This is a genomic window from Nocardia aegles (assembly GCF_052545135.1).
Genome location: NZ_JBQWRI010000005.1, coordinates 449,332 through 467,425, shown reverse-complemented (window position 1 = coordinate 467,425; position 18,094 = coordinate 449,332). Strand labels below are relative to the sequence as shown.

Below are 18,094 nucleotides of genomic sequence, written 5' to 3'. Positions count from 1 at the left end.
GTTCGGCATTGGCATGCGCCGAGCCGACGTGCTCGATGATCTTGTTTCGGCGGCCGTGTTTCTCCACGATCTGCACCGCTGTTGCCCCGGACGCGGTCTTGACCTTGCGGATGAACGCCACGACCGGCGATCCTACCGGCCTGTTAGTGACCCACATCGGCCACCCGAACCGCTGTGACCAGCAGTGATGATGCGCCGATCGACGAAATCCACTTCACCTGTGCAACTCAGGCTGGACGCAACCGTTCCTCGAAACCGGCGGCATCCAGGTTCTCACCCACCGACGAAGCCGGGAGGCGGCGTGAGCACATCGAAGGTCCAGCGGTAGCGGCGAGCACCCCGACACTCAAGCCGCGATCAAGCATCCTCCTCAACCGGCACCTGGTACGGACGCTGCCGCCTATCCAGATACAAATCCGTTTATTTGCCGCCACCCCGGCGTGGCGAGTTGGCTGGTGAATCGAGACTTCTACGGTCTATTCCTGACCGTGGACAGACAGCAGCGTCACCGCCACGCATCAGAGGGCAGTCCGCGACGTCCATCAGTAACGACTCCTGTTACCCATACCGCCTTCTTAGTTCTGCCAACGTTGTGCGGAGCAAAGATGCAGACCCGCTTCCGTCCACGTAGGCGATCTTTTCGCTACTGGTGTGGCCGGAGATGAATCCAGTTGCGGCGTGCTTTGCGCATCGAGTGATCAACACGACCAGGTCGGCGCTCTGCACCCACTGGCGCAGGCGGGGGCTGCCGACATGGTCAGAAGAGCAGGTGACGCGGGCATTCGGCGCCAGGGCGCGGAGTTGCTCGGTCACCCGGCCCAGGACCTTCTCATCAAGTGAGTAGAGAAGGACGCTCACGTTGGCGGCGTACCACAACTCCGACTCCACCGGTTCGTCGTCTTGCTCTATCTGCCACGGCAATCCGAGCTTGAGTTCTTCGTCGAGTACCCGGGCAAATGCAACATCCGCCGGGTCCAGTCGTTCCGAATGTCGGGAGAGTGGAGTCAGCAGTCGGTAGCTAAGTTGTTGCCGTGCAGCTTCATCTGGACACGCCGACAACACCAGTGTGTCGACGATGTCCAGGACGACCGATGCCCGCTCCGGAGCGACCCAGCGGTCATACTCAGAGCCGATCTCCCAGAGCAGGCGCCCATAATGGTCGGCATTAGGGGCACCGCGCAATGCGACACCAAGCAGCGCTTGGATGGCCAACAGGTCGCCGGGGTTGAAACGGCTGTGTGTGAGGGCGTTAAGGATGAAGGCCTCCGCACTGTAGGCTGCCGGATCGTCGTAACCCGCGGCCTCGAGGAAAGCACCTACTACACTCCATGCCTGTTCAGCGGCTTCATCCCTCAAGCCGTCCAGCAGGCCAGCGATCTCTTCATCGTCCTGGGCGGGCGGTGGCCAGTCTTGCCAACTGGACTCCCTGAGCACGTTGCGCACAGCTGGAGAGTTGTCGGAGATCGCCGCCAGCAATTCGCTCCAAGAGCGAATCGCGGATTGCGCCGCAGGAGCGGTCTCCATATCAGGAGAGTCGTCCCCGACCCTCCTCAGCAGTTCTTCGCGTACCGCCTCCGGAAGCTCCTCGAACTGGTCCAGTCCACGTAGCTCGTCCTTCGCGTGCTTCAGCAGGCTGTGATCGTCTCCGATAATTCCCGCGAGCACCGCGATCGTCCACGCACTGATCGAACGCATCCTGAGCGGGCCGTTCAACAACTCCTGGAGGTAGGTTCCGGTGTCCAGCAGCACCTGGAACGCCGCGTCGAGGTCACCAGTTGCGAGGTAGTCCTCGATCGCGCTGAAGTAAAGGGATTCGAGAAGAGCTTCGCGCACGGGCGTGGGAGGCTCCTGCCGGATGATGTCGACCAGGCGAGGCAGTGCCTGGATTTCGGCGTCCTTACCGAGCCGGTTGAGCCGTTTGATTGTCAGGTACGCCAGATTGCTGGCGTCTAGTCCGCCGACCTCACGCAGTTGGTCGAGGATTGCCGCCGAACTCGCCTCGCCACCAGCGGCCAGCGCGGCGTCGAACTCGGCCAAGAGCCTGCCGGCGGACTTTACGACGCGCCACGACCGAGTCGGCCGGTTCGCGAGCGCCTCTTGCATCAGACGCATCGCGTCAGTCAATTTTCCCCGCTGTTTCGGCGTTGGCCCCGCACCGAGGCGAAATACGGCTGCAGGATCCACGTACTCAAGGAGGATCCTCTCGATCTCAACTCCCGGATCGAGCTGAGCGGGGCGTTCCATAGAGGGGTCAGTGAGGTAGCTAGGTCCCGCAAATGCCTTGATGAGTTCCGCTGTGGGGACAACGTCCTCCCGCTTATCTACCACCACGTAGATGGCGAAGCGATCCACCGACTTCTGCAACCAGGGCAATACCAGTACTATCTCAGGCCGATTCAAGGCGTTGTCGACGAACGGCTTGGTGCGGTCCGCCCATTCGTAGTCCTCGGCCATATCCGGCCACGCATCGTTGACGGGTGCCGCGAAGTAGGCTTCGAGCAACCGTCGGGTGTGTTCCGGCGTCCGGGTCGAAAGAACCTCGGTCTCGGTCACGTCGCACTTTCCCAACGCCGTTCCAGGTCGATTCGTGCCTGGCCGGGCTCACGGCCGCCCTGGATATAGGTGACCGCCTCGTCGTTCACGGTCATTCCGCGGATGGTGAAGTTCATGGATCCGGTGAGCAGCCACTCCTGCCCGCAGAGAGTCTTCTCGTGAATTTCAGGTGCCTGAATCACCTTTAGGCGTCCCTGAGGTGCCATAGCCTTCAACCGGTGCAGGAATGGAGCATTGTGGTCGTCGGGGCGGGTGACGATGTGTATATGGGCTCCTGCCGTGTTGATCCTGGCCAGTGCGTCGGACAACCGGCATACGGTTATCGAGTCGTCTCCGAAGACTGCATCGAATTCACCTGCGGAGTTGTCGATCACGTCGATATCGGTGATCCATGGCGATACCAGCCAGATCAGCGGACTGGGAGCAAGCATCTCGGACAACAACACGGCACGCAGGACCGGTGCAACCCTGATACGCGTCTGCTCGCTGATGCGAATGGTGCGCGCCGATCTGGTCATTGCACCGCTTCCCTGATCTCCACACGCAAGGTGGTGCGATCGGAGTGCCTGATGATGTTCCGAACCTGCCCGTAGACGCGAAGGGCATCGCGGTCGACAGGCAGAACTGGAAGCAGCACCAAAGCGTCAGCTATAGCCTGGTTTCCACGGCTGCGACCGACCAGGTCGAGGCGACCGTGCTCGGCGAGTGCCGTTTGGTACCGCTCAATCCAGTCCGGGTCCTCAAGCTCGATCTCGGGCAACTGCTCCGTGTGTAGAGCGGCTGCCAACGCTCGCTCAACGATGGCTTCCTGGCCGTATCCCTGGTAGTACTGCAGGTGCTGGTTCCGTGCCTGGTGGCCGCGTGGCCACAGCACACTGAACGCCTGGTCAGCAGACAGTTCGCGCTCGTCATCGGCAAAGGAACCGCGACTGGCAGCGTAGGCCACCACACGCGCGTCGACTTCCACCCCAAGTCTCTGCTCCAACATGATCCAGTCCTCTACCAGACGCAACGCTGTGCGGTCCGAGGCGGGGTCCGAACCTGGGCGCAGCAGGCGGGTCGACAAGGCGGCAACTGCGGCGTGCCGAGGCGGCCCGCTAAGAGCCGTCCACGCCTCACGCAGGTCTTGGAGCCCAACTCCTGCCGCGTAGGTGGATCGGGCACGCCGCAACTCGGCTATGGCGCTCGCCGCTGCACCGGAAGGATTTCCCGTCAACTCCTTCAGGAGTTCCAGCATCGCCGCGTCCACGTGCTCATGCTCTCCCGGGGCCAGCATGGAGTCGACGAGCGTCCAGAATGCTCTCGGGTCCTGCGCATAGTTCTGGACCAGGTACTCGACCACGCCGACACCTCCGATCGACGTCTCGGTCAGCCATACCACGTCGTGGTCTCCCTGCGCCCCCTCGAAGACGTCGACGGTGAGATCCTTGTCCTGGGCATGTGGGCAGGCACGAATTGATGCGGCGAGTATCGCGGCGGCAACCGTGTGCGTGTATACCCGCCTGGCCAACGATGCCGTCTGGTTCACGATGTCCGGATCCGCCAAAAGCCTGCCTGCACGATTGAGGGTGTCGATGACGTTCTGCTGCGCGGCAAGCGTCGAGAGATCTCGGACGAGTCGTTCTGTCGCCGACACGGCCGAGTCCGGCGCCTCGGTGCTCCGATACATCACGGTGAGAATCTCTTGGAGTTGATCACGCCATGCCCCACCAGCTAGCTTCGCGTGCACCTCCGAGCCTGGGCTCCCGTCCGCCCCGGTGAGGGTGTAAGCGGTGAGATAGATCTGGGCTAGCCACTCCCGCTGGAACTTGTTCGCTACGTCGTCGAGAGCAGGATCGGTTCGCACCGCATCAAAGAAGGCCAACGACCGCCATTGAGGTGACGCAAGGTAGGCCTGAAATCCCGGGCTGTCGAGATCGGGACGCCTGAGGACGAATTTGATCCCATCAACATCCAGGTGGAAGCCCAGAGCTGCCGGTCGACCGTCGAGCAGGTATGCGATCTTCCGCCGCTCGTCAACCCGCTGGTTGGTGCGCGCGATGACACTGTCCGCCCCGATCGTCATCCGCCGAACCTCGACCGGGTTCCCGCTCCGGTGGGAGCAGAACCCGACCTCGACCAGCCTGGTGCTCCATAGCGACGGATTCGGGATATCAGCCGCGTTAGGCGGTGTGCTGTCGTTGATCACGACCTGGCTGACCCATAGGGGAACGCCCTGGGACCTTGTGTTGATATCGGGATCCGGCTCCGTCACGCGGATGCAGGTCGGACGGACCACCTGGAAACCCCTGCCGTCAGGGCCCGTCCACACACCTTCCATGGTCGCACCTGGACCGACCACTGTCCGCAGGTCGAGTTCGTCGGAACCGGCCGGAGGTGCGATCCAAGTTCGATCGTCGTCGCGTCGGTATGCGTACCGTTTGCTGACTCTCCCAGGTACGGCCTCACGTAGTGCCTGCGCGATACCCAGCGCCTCCGGCTCGTCTTGATAGTCGAACGGCAACACCAACTCGACCTCGGGGAGGTTCAAAGGTGCGAACAGCGAGGTTGTCAGAAATTCCGGAAGCAGCTTTCCTGGACCAGCGCCGGGATCCTCACGGGCCGGCTTCCACCGTGTATTCAGCCTCCTCAACGCTGTCGGAACTACGGACAGCAGCAACGATCTCGGTGGATCCCACAAGATCGCTCGGACGTCGTCCGGGCCGATCTGCAACGCACTCTGGATGTGCTTCGCAAGGTGGTCCTGGGCCACTTGATCTTCCAGTGCTTCGCGAAGGATTTGGGCCACAGTCTCATACACGGAACCGTCAAACTGGTGTTCCCCCCGCGGGCTTGCCAGCACATTGCGAGGGTCGAGATAGCACTTCCGTGCCCGCATTCGAGCACCCAACCAGTCGAGCATGGCCTGCGTGGCCTGGATCTTCTGAATGAACCTGTTGCCAACAGGCAAGGTGGGGGCGGTCAAGACCGGAGTGAACAACGATTCGTAGGCCTGGTAGGCCAGGCGATCACGCCCATACTCCGACAGCGTCACCACAGTGATCGGCCGGGTGTCTCGGAGGCGACCGGCCCGTCCTCGCCGCTGGATGAACGCCGCCGGATTACGCGGCGCCTTGTGTTGCAGTACCAACCCGACCCTGGCGTCATTGACGCCCACCTCCAGTGACGGAGAAGCGACAGTGAAGTCGGCGTCTCGGTCCATCCCCGCGTCTTGTGACGAAGTTCGGCCGATCCGCAGGTATTGCTGCTTGAGGTCCGGGGACAGCAGGTGCCCGATCTTCTCCACCACACGCCACACCTGGCCGTCGCGCTCGCGATCTGCCTCGAAGCTTCCCGCCGAAGACCGCAGCGCAGCCAGGATCGGCTGCTTACCATTGCGCATCGACCGGTTCTGCCCGCCCTCGGCGTCGCGGAAGTCGTCATAGAAGCGGTTGGTCACGTCCAAGTCGTCAGTAAAGGCGAACCCGGTCGTACCGAACACATGTTGCTTCTTGTCGAGGATCCTGCCGAACAACATCGCGGTCTGAATCGAGGTCGACAGGAGACTAGCCCGGGACACGGGATCGCCGCGTAACGCGATGCAATATTCGCGTCCCTCGTCCAGCATGTCGTCCTCCGCGGGCTCGACTCGGTCGACAGCACTCGATGGGAGGCCGGTCAGCGCGGCGAAGAACCGCTCGCTGTTACGCAGCGTCGCCGACAGGCCGACGAAGGTGATCGGCTTCTTCGTTGCGTTACGCCAACGCCGCAGCAGAAGCGCGACCTGAGCACCGTGCATCCCGACGTAGGTATGCACCTCGTCCAATAGAACAACAGAGGGCGGCGCTCCGCCCTGCCAGCCCAGCACACCCGAGAGGTTGTTCGTTGCTCCCCTGTTCAACATCTCTGTGGTGCTGAACAGAATTTCCGGAGCATTAGCTCGGATGCTCTCCCTGGTCAATGCCAGGCTTGGCGACTCGATCACGTAATGGCAGTTTCCGCATTGCAACCGCTCTACACCGGCAAGCCGAGCGGCCTCCGGCCAGATCAATTCGCCGACCTCGCACTCCGGACAACTGAAGTAGGGGCACACGAACCCGCTCTTACTCCGCTTCCAGCCGGATCGTTCGAAGTACCGAGAGTCCTTGTTGTGGTTTGGCGTACCCCCGTACAAGACACCGATCCGTATCCGCTGTGGGGTAGCTGCCGCTTCGTGAAGCCGTTTGGCGATGCGGACCGTCTCAACCAGTTGGTCACGCAGCAACTCCACGCGAGGGTAGATCGCCAAAGTGTGGACAGCCCGCCGCGCGGACCCCACCATCGAAGCGAAAGCTGGAAGGTAGAAGGCCATGGTCTTCCCACTACCGGTGCCTGCTCCGACGATGATTCCTCGGCTACGTTCCGCGTCGATGGCCGAGAAGATGCGTTGCGTCGCAGCGACCTGGAAGGCGGCCAAACTGTTCCCGCCTACAAGGACTTTCATGACATGCTCTTGGGCGGGCCCCCAGCCCGCTTGCGTCGCCAACTCGGCGCATGCCCGGTCCAGCGTGATGTCTCGCTTCGGGTAACGGCGCGGTTGAACGTGCAGCCTGTAGTCGGCCACGAGCCGCGGCCCACGCAGCCACCAACCCGACTGAGGGGTAACCCCCCACCGTGGCGGGAAGAGTTGCCTGAGGTTCACGGTAAGCCGCAGCGCCTCAGCCATCCGTGTTCGGTACACAGGCATTTCTGTGGTGTCGTAGGCTGACGCGGTGCTGGACGCTGGCACCAGTAATGCCTTGTTCACCATGTAGTCGACAAGGCCCTCGATGGTGACGCCGCGAGGTGCATCCGCATGTTCGGCCAGGACACGCTCAATAGTCGTGGTGACCTCGTCCCAGGAAAGCACCCCGGTAGTTACTCCCCAAGACAGTAGGGGGAGCTCCTGGTCTTCCAATGCTGAGAGGAGGTCGTTGACGAATCTTGGACTTATTTCGCTCACGTACCGATCCTCTTCACCGTGATCTGCGCATCGAGATGCAGCGACCGCAGCAGCGAGATCTCATCGTCCGTGATCTCCGCCAGCGTGGGCGGTCGCTCACCAGATAGCCTCACCATCAGGTTTGCGACCTCGGGTGGCGCGTCGGGGGCATCTGCAAGCATGTCTGCCAACCCGCTGATTGAGGTTGTGAAGAGACTGACGGTGGATTTGGACAAGTCCTTCGCGCGAGACCACCGTTCCAACTCGTCCAGTTTCCGACGAGCCTCACGTTGGTCTCCTGACGGAAGCATGGGAATGCGTGTCAGATGCAACTCTGAGATGCGGGCCAAGGCCCAGGTGGACCATGCTGAGCTGGTCTCAGCCTCCAGTCGCTTGCACACCGCAGTGATACGCCGGTTGGCCCGCTCGAAGACCGTATCACCAGGGTTGGTCACACTTCGCACTTTGGCTTCGAACTCTTCATATCCATCGTCCACAGTGGAAAGATCGACTCTCGTGGACCCGATGGTCTCGTTGACCTTGCGAGCAAGTTCGACCTGGGTGTTCAACTCGCCGAGCGAGGCCCGCAGCTTCGTCGTCCGGCTGCCAATCCGCCGGGCCTCGCTGGCGCCCTTCTCCGCGCTCGCCAAGCGACGCGCCTCACTCCGCAGTTGCTCGACTTTCTCGAAGACAGTCACCTCACTCATCGGTCGGCTCCTCGCTGTGCACTATCTCGGCCCACTGGCGAACTACCGAACTGAGATTGTCGGAGATTTCCGAATCATGCCCACCACTTCGAGCCTTGGCTGATTCCAATGCCTCGTCCAACCAGGCGTTGCTGGCTTCCAGAAAAGCTTGAATAGCGCGCAGCGCCGGACCGCGTCCGCGGACCGCCACGAGCATCTTCGCCCTGTCCAGGTCGTTGCTCCCAACTGCCGTATCCGCGAGGTGCGCGAGGTCGTCCTCGAGATCGGTGATGACACTCCAGTCCACGTCTTTGACATCAGTCGCGAGCGCCTTCAAGTTCTCTCTCTGAGCAGAGGTCAGCCGCAGACCGTGCTGATTGGCTTCATCCATGGCATCCAGAACGGCCGGCACGACCTTGGCCAGCGTTCCTCGAGCAACTCTGCGGCGCAGCGAGGCCAGCAAGTCCCGCAGCACATCCAACTGCTCGTCGATGATGCGAGGAATCAACATGAAACCCTTAGCTGCCGGCGAGACCCATGCCGGCACCGGGCGGTCACCGACCTGCCACGTCCATTCTCGAGCCGCTTGGTTGAGCAGTGGAAGCAGGTGCGCGGCATCAATGAGGCGGACCTTGCCGCCCACCCCCTGCGAAATACCGACCGCATTCCTGATTTGCGCCACAAGCGCCTCGCGCTTGCTCAGGTGCTCTGCCAGTGTCGAGGTCCACTGGGGTACACGAGTATCGAAGTCCTCACGAACCCAACCTTTGCCGTCATGCATGACAACGTTGACCAACTTTGCCTCCGACATGCCCGGCCACGCCTGGCCAGCCATTGCAGCACCGATCAACGACACCCTCAGACCTAGCACGAGGTCCGAGTCAGTGATCTCCTGCTTCGCTAGAACGGCCGCGGTGAGATCTGGGGCCTTCGACTCGGCCAACTCCGCCAACTGGTACACGCTGTCCATCGAGTTGGGTCGGTGCCCTTCTCTCAACAGCAGTACCGACTTGAAGAACTGGGCATTGCGCCCAGTCTTCGCGAACTGAATCGGGGCCGACTCGGAGTCGATCTTCAGCCCACCTCTGGCCCCGCGGATGCGCACCGCCCCCGACGTGCTGCTCCACACCGACCTGAGGGCCTCCTTGTTCATGCTGTTCATCAACGGGTCTGCCCAGTCGTACCGCTGGATGACCGCATCGGCGACGATTGCCCTCAGGTCGCGGGCGACGTTGGGCATAGCATTCTCGTCCTTCGTCGCCCAGTCCTCGATCTCCTGGAGCGACCGCCGGAGAGGGAGCGGCAACGGAGGACTGCCTGATTCGGGAGCCTTATCCCGTTCCGTCGAGGATTTCCGCCTCTCCGAAGTCTGAGGGCGCGGAGCACTCAAGGTCTTCGGCGCTGCTAGCCCGAACGCGCGCCGTACCCCAGGTTCACCTTCAAAAGGTGACTCGGCGTTGCCCCAAAATTCTAGGAAAGCGCGGTAACGGTCGACTTCGGTCGGGTACGTGGATTCCACCATGTCGAGCATGGCGCTGCCGAGCGGATCGTCGATCTTCGCTCGGCGAAACCTGTCGCGGAAGCCTTGATGAGGGAAGGCTCCATCTCTGATGGGTTTGGCGTCGTCCACAAGCACTTTATGGACCACTGAGCCCAGTACCGCGCGCGGCACGAACTGGTATGGCGCGTCCGGTGAAGCGGTAGAGTGCACGGCTCTGGTTAGTGCGGAACGATTGAAAGGGTAGAGGCCATAACCCTCGACGGACGCGCCGAATGCGGCATGACACTCGATCTCGAATGGGCAGTCCTTGCAGCGGTTAGGAACCTCGTCGACCTGTGACACCGTGTCGAGCACTTCGGCTCCGAGTCGTGCGGCGTTGAGATAGCGAGCCACGAAAGAGGCCATGTAATCCTCCCCATGATCAGCGCTGCCCAGCGGCGCGTCCAGGTCATAGACATACCCCACTGTGGCATGCAGACGGGTCAGCACCGTCTCCGGCAGCGATTGGAAATAGCCAGTCGTTACCGCAAGCAGAGTTCGGATGCGGGCCAGCACCTCGACGCCCTCCCGCCGCGCGGGTTCGATCATGGCATCCAGCAGTTCCCGTTGCATGCCCTGAATAAGCGCGAAATCCTCTATAAGAAGTACGATCTCGCGGCCCTGACGGATGTACTCCCTGCGAACCTCTTCCATCGCCGACACCAGACTGCCGGAACCCATATTGAAGGCCCTCTTGACCGCCGGTTCCAGACACTGGTTCAACAGTTCGACGGAGGCGTCGACCATCGCCGGTGTGGTACTGAGCACTTTGAGCAGGCGGGCAGTCATATCCGCCACCTTCTTGATGTCACCGAAGTCCAGCGGGAGATCCGCCGCGGTGAACTGTTCGGGGCGCTGCTGCTCGCCATCCCTGCGGTCGTGCAGGAGTTGGTGTGCCAATTGGGGGATAAATCGCCCTGGCTCCAACATGTGGCCGCGGACGTGGGGGTCCTGCAGCAGGACTGCAACCCCACGGGGGCCACGCAAGACCCGCGCTGGCCCGGAGATGCCGTCCTGGGTAGTGGCCGAGAGTTCTTCCTCAATGCTGTTGATCAGGCGTCTCGCGAGCGCTTCGGGCTCCACACTCGACGAGAGTTGGTCGATCGTGCGACGGAGTTCGGCCGCATGGTCCGATTCGAGGTCGGCGAGAAGTTCTGCGATGACGGCCTTGAGGCTGGTCTTTCCTTTCTCCAAATATATGACCTTGCACTCCGCTGTGTCACCGACATTCTCACGTACCCATCTAATGAGGTGGGACTTGCCGGTTCCTGATCCACCCACAATGGGCATTAGCAGGGCGCCGGTATCAGACTTTCGCGTCAAGAAGTCCGACAGGACTGCCTTTTCGTCCACTACCTCGTGTGGGCGCTCCAGGTTCTTGGCATCTTCGCGCGTCCCCCCGGTCAACCGACTGCGTCGGAGCCTGAGCGGAGCGTGGGTGGCCAGGAAGATGCCGCGGGAAGGGCTGACCGCCTCGGTGTTGATTGTCTGAGCCGCTTCTTCAGGGCTCCAGCAGGTATGCAGGGCAAATTGCTCAGCCATTGATCCCCTCCGAGACCAGGATGTCGGACACCCGGCGGTTCGGGTCATCTCGGTCGGCGACGGTCACTGTACTTGCGCTGTCCGCAAATCGCTCGAACTGCAACCAGCCTTCGTAGCAACCGCGGAGAAGTGCGAAAGAGAGAGCGGTGTCAACAACCTGCTCGCCGGGATCCGGAATGCTCAGTCGAACAGAGTAGGCGCCTCCAGGTAGCACAGGAATCGCCTCCCTGATTATCCGCACCACCTCTACGGCAGAGACGGTTTTGCCCGCCAATTGCGAAGTGGCCAACACCTGACGGACAGCTTTCGTACAGTCCGGGGTGAGCGCGCTCGAATCAGATGTCGGAATCAGTGGTGCCGCGCCCAGACCCAACATCGGTGCCCAATGGCAGAATCGCGGCCAACGAGTGTTGTTCGGGTTTGGATTCCTCCCCTCTACTGAGAACTCCCTCGTGCTCTTTTCGTCGACCTTTGCTTCGGTGACCGGCAGGTCCAACGGGTCGAAGGAAAGGAAGTACGAGAGAACGATGGTCATGTCCCGGTTGCCGGTGATGGGGTCGGACTCCAGATCGGTGTTACGCGCCGGAGCGAAGAGGGCCTCGCGAAGGCGGTGTTGGAAGTCCGCCAGATTCGGCATCGGGTGCCGCAGCGACAATCTGCCGCTCTCATCCCGTACTACCAGATCCAGCTCCAACAACGTACGGACTGCGGACAGGAACGGAGGCTTCGCCCCCGCATTCAACGAATCCGGACTCATGAATGCCCTAGCCTGGTCGTCGGTCAACGGCTGTCGGACGCTCAACAGCCGGACCAGCGCCCAGAGTTGCGGGGGTAGCGCCTTGTCGACGTTCAAAAGGGCCATCAGAGGGACTCCAACGCTGTGCGCACGGAAAGGGTCGGTCGGTGGATTGTGGCAAACGCCTCCGACACCTTCTCGGGGTGCACGGTATCGGCTGGATGGAGTACATAGACCACGTCCTCGGACCGAATCCGCTCCACCACATCTGTTGGCAGGCGCCGGGTGTCGGATGCGCCGACCCACAACATCGGGCCGGCATAAGACCTAAGCAGGTCGTCGTCTCGGTCGTGGATCAAAGAGACCTGGCCCACGTCCCGTTGGAGGGTTGCCATCAACTCAGGAGTCGCACCGGGCCCACCCACAACAGGCAACCCTCTCAGCACAAGCGCATGGAGGAGCCTGGGCACAGATCGCTGAAAGTCCGCATCACCGTCCCAGGTGATACTGAGACAATTCGCCTGGCCTCGGAAGCGGATGAGTGGGTCGTAGTCGACTGGGCCGGTCGGTGCCGGGAGGAACGGGGTCGGCTCGGCCGCCAGCCGGTAAAAGGCTGCATCCGTGGGCTTCTCCGTCTGACGGCATCGAGGGCATCCTCGGCAGGTCACGCCGATCGTAACGTCATCGGTGCTGTAGTAGGTCGCCAATACCTCTCCCATGCAGTGCCGCCCACTGAGCATGTCGCGCAGGTTGTCGACCGCCCGGCGCCTGCTGCGCTTGATTTCGCCGCGAACGCGCGTGATCCGCTCCGAGAAGTCAGCCTCTCGGTTCGCGGCACCGTCCAGCAGCGTGATTTGTACAAACTGATCGGCGGACTGACCAGGTGTGTCGAGTTCGTCGTCCCATACGTCGGATCCGGCCTCGGCGGGCACCGACAAAGCCAGGTCGATCAGTCGAGCACGGTGCATCAGACCTAGGATGTGCAAGTTCCAACCCCGGTTCGATTTCGAGGTTCTGGACAAATCTGCTCGGTAGCAGTCAAGGTCGACGCGGTACACCTCCCTTGCCAGCCGCTCTGCCTTGATGAACATCGCGCGCCATCGCTCGAACGCCAAGGTTGCGCTGATCAGCCGCTCGTCTGAGAGGCTCGCGGCAACGTTGAAGTCTTCGTCGACGCTCGACAAGACCGACAGGGACGGGAATCCGTCGCGTCCGCCGCGCCCAACCTCCTGATAGAAGCGGTCGAGAGATTCTGGCACGCAGGCGTGCACGATCGTCCGGACGTCGCCAAGGTCTACTCCGAGCCCGAATGCTGACGTTCCAACGACGACGTCGTAAGCGGTCGAGACTTCTCCAGTCGAGTCTCGACCGCTCCACCCGGCCATTGCATGCTGCCGCTCGATGTCGGTGGACTCGCCGGTAACCGCAGTGACTCGGTGCAAACCTGACCCGTGCAGTCGGTCCCGCCACAACCAAGCATCCCGGCGAGTGGTCACGTATAGCACCATCGGCTTGGGCAGGAGGTGCACCGCACGCAGAACCGCGGAAACGCGGCTCGCCTCGTCCGCATGGTGTGCGATGTAGAAACTCGGTTCGTGCCGTAACTGTGCTGCAGAGATGACCCGGGTGCGTTCAGGATCGCCGAACATGAACTTCAGACTGAAGATCTGGTCACGTGTAAGGGTTGCGCTCATCGCAATCGTCACCGGAGCCCTGCCCTCCGGGGCTAAGGCAATCCAGTGATTACGATGTCTGGCCATCGTCTGGAAGGACTGCCTGAACCGGATACCCCACTGCTCCACCAGGTGAGCCTCGTCGATCACGAAGTAGCGCAAGTGCCCGAAGGTGGCGGCATCCTCCAAAGCCTTCGCGAGACCGGTGACCAGTGCTTCCGGTGAGGTGAACAGCAGACGCTGCCGGCCGGACTTGATAGCTTCCCGGATTCGTCGCTTGTCGTCTTCATCAAGCCCACCTATGTAGGCGAAACGGTCGTGCGGGGCGCCGATGTCATGGTGCCGCATCAACTCTTTGGTCCGCCGCTCCATGTCCAGTGCCAGTACCACTGTCGGTACGACAACCACGGTCAACCCCGAATGCGCGGGGGCCACCATCCCTGCGGCCAACGCTACGGCCGTCTTGCCCTGGCCGGTAGGCAGACTGAGGACCAGAGTGGTGCCCGGCGCGGCGAGCGCTACCGCGCGAGCCAGTTGCCGCTGTCCGGTTGACTTGTAGCTTCGATGACCGAAGGCACTGGTCATAAACGGATCGGCCGGCACAGTTGCTGGGATGAAGCGTTGGTTGGCCTCGCTGCTGAGGTGTACATTGCGCAGGTCTTCCTCGGCAGCGGCCGACGCCACTGACGATCCTGCCGTCTCCGGAGTCCACGGGTTCGCCCAGACACGGAATCCGCCGGGAGTTTCGACTGCGGTGCACTTAGCGTTCGACCACTCGGAAATACCTGGAAGAGCCGGGTCGTGCGGTGTGATTAATCCTGCGCGGTTTCCCCGGACTGCAGCGTCCAACAGCACCTGCCGGGTAAGCACAGCCACGTCGACTTTGGAGGCGCGTTGCGTACCTAACTCCCGTACAGCGTCCGTCAGCCTGCGCAGAAGCCCGGTCGCGTCATCGAAGGACGGGATAGTAGGCCACTGGTTGAACAACTGCTGCGCGCCCGCCCACGAATCAGAACTCACGACCCTGCCTTGGGATCCCCGTCCGGGCCACGCATATGGCCGCGACCACGCGTGCGCTTGGGTTGCGGATCCCGTCCGCGAGAGCGGACGTCAGGGCGCTGTCCAAGACCATCGTCTCCTCGTCGTTCACGAGCCGTCCCGCCAAGGCCCGGGCCTTGGCTTGCGCCTGCATCACCCGCATGCCGGCAGTAGCTCGTCCCAGTGCCGCCGAGGATCGCTCGGTGAGCTTCGCCGTCTCGGCCAGGTGAACGCGTGCCGACTGCTCTGCCTCAACGCCGACCTTTCGGAAGCCCGCCCATCCGCCGAACTGACCGACCAACTTGTCGAGCTTCGATCCGGTTACGTTGTGGTCATGCCGAGAGTTAAGCGGTCGTTCCAGCCATTCCGTGATCTCCGGGCCTGTCACTGTGCAATCCTCGCCAACCTCGACCCACACCCGCATTGTGAAAGGGGCAAAAAGCCGATCAGCGCGGCGCCGCAGCGCGAGGACCGCGCTAGGCGCATTGGGCACATGGGCAATCGCGGCCTGCAGATCCGCTTCAACCAGGAAGTCGAACCCGAAGTAGATCTCAGGTTCCTCTTCTTGATATCGGGGGTCGATGCGGGTCACGCAGGTTGCTTGCCCCCGGTCGTCGTTATCGACGATATGTGCCAGGAGGTCGACGACCGGGTTGCCGATGCGGAAGATCCGCCTACCAGGAGGCTGAACGGCGACAGACCTGTTGAATACGCCCTTCCCCGAGTCTTCGCCGAAGCGAGATCCGGCAAAGCGCAAAATACTCGGGTCGACTTTTGGCTTCGACCCAGCGACGTCGAACACCTCCACACGCCTGCCGTCGATGGATTGCTCCAGCCTTCGGATGTCGATACCGCCGTTCTTGCCCGACGTATAGCCGAGAACCGCCTCTCGAATCTTGGTCCAATGGGTCTCTAACGAGCTCATGGCATCTGCCACGTCGTCGGAGTACGTCACGCTGTGATGGATCGACTCCAGCATGTCCATCTTGTCGATTTCGATCGACGCTTGCTTCAACGTCCCCTCCACTTCTTCTGAGCAATCCACCAGTGCGTCGGTCCCAACATCGAGCGCTCGACACCATACGGAGCCCAACCCTTGGGAGATCGCGTCCTGAAGTGTCGACACCGAGGCATCGAAGATCCGGTAGCCATTGCACAGCAGTTCCAGCCACGAAGTTGTCGCCGCCAACTCGCCTCCCGAAGGCAGGACAACATAGTTCGCGGCAGGGCCACGCGGGGCATGCTTGCCACTCTCCACGAACCTATCCACCCGGCCGAGTCGTTGTTCGAGCCGATTGGGCGACCATGGCAGCCTCAGATGAATCGCCGCATCCGCAACCTGAAGGTTCAGGCCGTCTTCGCCAGAGTCGTCGCATACCAGCAAGCCGGTAGGCGCATCCCGCCAACCGGCGACCGACTTCTCCGCGTCCTCCGCAGGCATGAATCTGGTGTGCCGAAACAACGGGGCTTTCGGGAATCGCGCCCGCAGGTGAGCAGCCAGATCATCCGCCAGGGCACCACCACCGCAGAACGCGATCGTTTTCCGGTGCTGTGAGAGCACAGGTAGCAAAGCCTTGGTCACCTGCTCGAAGACAGTCACGTCGCTCTCGGCCACCACCTGCTCGACTGCACGCAGAGTATGGGATTCGTGAGCCAAGACTGGGGGAAAGGTCAAGAGCCCGCGGTCGACCGGGTCCATGGCGACCGAAGGGTCGACGCCCTCGACCCGCAACCGCAAGATTTCGAGGAGGTCACGCCCGCTGACGCCCAAACGCGACACGAGGACGCCGTAGACATGAGCGTAGGCAGAATCTATGTCCTCGGCACCCTTGTCCAAGAGAGCGCCGCGTGTACCGGTCCGCCATTCTTCAAGAATCTCTTGAATTCGCTCATCGGCAGGGGACTGGATCGTCATACGTTTCGGTAGCTCGCGGCCTCGCACCTCGTAGGGCACAAAGTCGGAGTCGGCCCGGTCCGCCAAGACTCGAGATCGCCGGTGGCGAATCGTCCGCCGATGCAACCGGTAGGTCTCGCTGATGTGCCCTCGCAGTTCGTCCACACGCAACCGGAGCTCGTCCTCATCGGCCACATCGGCGAGGTCGCCGTCGGGAGTGAGCAGTGCGAGCACCGCAGCGCCCAACTCTTCCACCCGCTGGTCCTCGGGGAGGATGGCACGTACCCGGTCAATGTTCATCGGGAGCAGCGGTGGCCAATCGGCATCGATCGCGTAGGCGACGTCTGCCAGTTCGGCGCGCAAGGCATAACGAGTCTCGAACGCCGCTCGGTCCTCCCAGCGGTAGACGTCTGGGTCCAACAAGTGCAGCAGACCGAGGTGGGTGAGCGGGTTGGACGTGATGGGAGTGGCTGAAAGAAGCAGAAGCCGCTCCGAGGTGTGGGCCAATGATGCCAACTCGCGGTACGGCGAGGAGTTCGGGTCACCTCCTTGGACCAGCGCGTGTGCCTCGTCCACAACAAGCAGATCGCTATTCTTATGCTTGGCCCAACCGCGCGGGTTCTCGTGGGCAAGGACCTTGATTTCAGCTCGCGGGAAATCGTCGGTGAAGAACTTGCCCGTCAACTCGCGAATCCACTGCCTGCGCAGCACGTCCGGTGCCACGATTGTGATCTTGGCTAACGGGTTGTCGATCAGGATCTGCCGGATGACGAACCCCGCCTCGACCGTCTTTCCCAATCCCACTTCATCGGCCAAGAGGTACCGCTGAACCGGGTCTGACAGGACCGCAAGACTGGCTTCGATCTGGTGAGGGAACAGTTCGACCGCAGAAGACAAAAACGCTGGGACGTTGGCGCAGGCCGCGCGCTGCCAGACCAGCGCATTCAACATTGGCATACGAGCCTGTCGAAAGAACCAGGGCTCGCTTCCGCCGGCGGTCAGCACAAGCAGCGGATCCCGGACGGGGCGGTTCCAACGCACCCGTAGATCCGAGCCGCTCACTCGCTGGTCTGCGCTGCTATTGGGGAATCGGACAAAATACGATTCGCCCTGCCTTGCGGTGACCCTCCCGGCGGTCCAATCGTGGGTGTCGGGGTCGCGCCAAAATACTCGCGCACCCACGGAAAGCGTGACGAGTTGGCAGTCCCCTACGAGAGCGTCGACGGTTTCAACGATCGGTTCGGCAATCGACTCGAAGTACTCGATGCGAACTCGGCTCCCCTGGACCGCGGCCACGCGACCGATATCCCACCTGTATCGTTGGATGATAAAGCTGCCAGGCTGCAACCCCGGTACCCCTCCCGAACTCCGGCAAGATGGAGGCCACACCAGTAAGTGTGACAGACATCTCCCACTGGCCCTGTCCTGCAATAGAGTACGACGAGGTTCAAGGGCTCCGCTCCCTGGGTCCGTCACCAAGCCGCGTAGCAGCG

The 18,094-nt window shown here is 61.9% G+C and carries 8 protein-coding genes; all 8 read right to left on the bottom strand.

The genetic code is table 11. From position 1 onward, the window contains the following. Positions 1 to 558 precede the first annotated feature (558 nt). The 8 genes from dpdD to dpdE are packed head-to-tail and all read right to left on the bottom strand — an operon-like array spanning position 559 to position 17,990. A complete protein-coding gene (gene dpdD, locus ACT89H_RS17980; RefSeq protein ID WP_445109760.1) occupies positions 559 to 2,553 on the bottom strand; it encodes a protein DpdD in 1,995 nt (664 codons plus the stop codon). Further along, on the bottom strand, positions 2,550 to 3,071 hold the full coding sequence (gene dpdK, locus ACT89H_RS17975; protein WP_445109759.1) for a phospholipase D-like domain-containing protein DpdK: 522 nt from the start codon (positions 3,069 to 3,071) through the stop codon (positions 2,550 to 2,552). The genes dpdD and dpdK overlap by 4 nt, the downstream gene beginning before the upstream one ends. Further along, complete coding sequence (gene dpdJ, locus ACT89H_RS17970) at positions 3,068 to 7,513, bottom strand: protein DpdJ (protein ID WP_445109758.1); 4,446 nt, start codon at positions 7,511 to 7,513, stop codon at positions 3,068 to 3,070. The genes dpdK and dpdJ overlap by 4 nt, the downstream gene beginning before the upstream one ends. Next, on the bottom strand, positions 7,510 to 8,199 hold the full coding sequence (locus tag ACT89H_RS17965) for a hypothetical protein (protein WP_355157929.1): 690 nt from the start codon (positions 8,197 to 8,199) through the stop codon (positions 7,510 to 7,512). The genes dpdJ and ACT89H_RS17965 overlap by 4 nt, the downstream gene beginning before the upstream one ends. Continuing rightward, a complete protein-coding gene (gene dpdH, locus ACT89H_RS17960) occupies positions 8,192 to 11,260 on the bottom strand; it encodes a protein DpdH (protein WP_445109757.1) in 3,069 nt (1,022 codons plus the stop codon). The genes ACT89H_RS17965 and dpdH overlap by 8 nt, the downstream gene beginning before the upstream one ends. Continuing rightward, complete coding sequence (dpdG, locus tag ACT89H_RS17955; RefSeq protein ID WP_445109756.1) at positions 11,253 to 12,122, bottom strand: protein DpdG; 870 nt, start codon at positions 12,120 to 12,122, stop codon at positions 11,253 to 11,255. Before dpdG ends, dpdH begins: the two co-directional genes overlap by 8 nt. Further along, entirely contained in the window at positions 12,122 to 14,689 is a 2,568-nt protein-coding gene (dpdF, locus tag ACT89H_RS17950) for a protein DpdF (RefSeq protein WP_445109755.1), read from the bottom strand. Before dpdF ends, dpdG begins: the two co-directional genes overlap by 1 nt. Then, positions 14,679 to 17,990: a protein DpdE gene (gene dpdE, locus ACT89H_RS17945; protein ID WP_445109754.1), complete on the bottom strand. Its 3,312-nt coding sequence runs from the start codon at positions 17,988 to 17,990 to the stop codon at positions 14,679 to 14,681. Before dpdE ends, dpdF begins: the two co-directional genes overlap by 11 nt. Between the last annotated feature and the right edge of the window lie 104 nt (positions 17,991 to 18,094).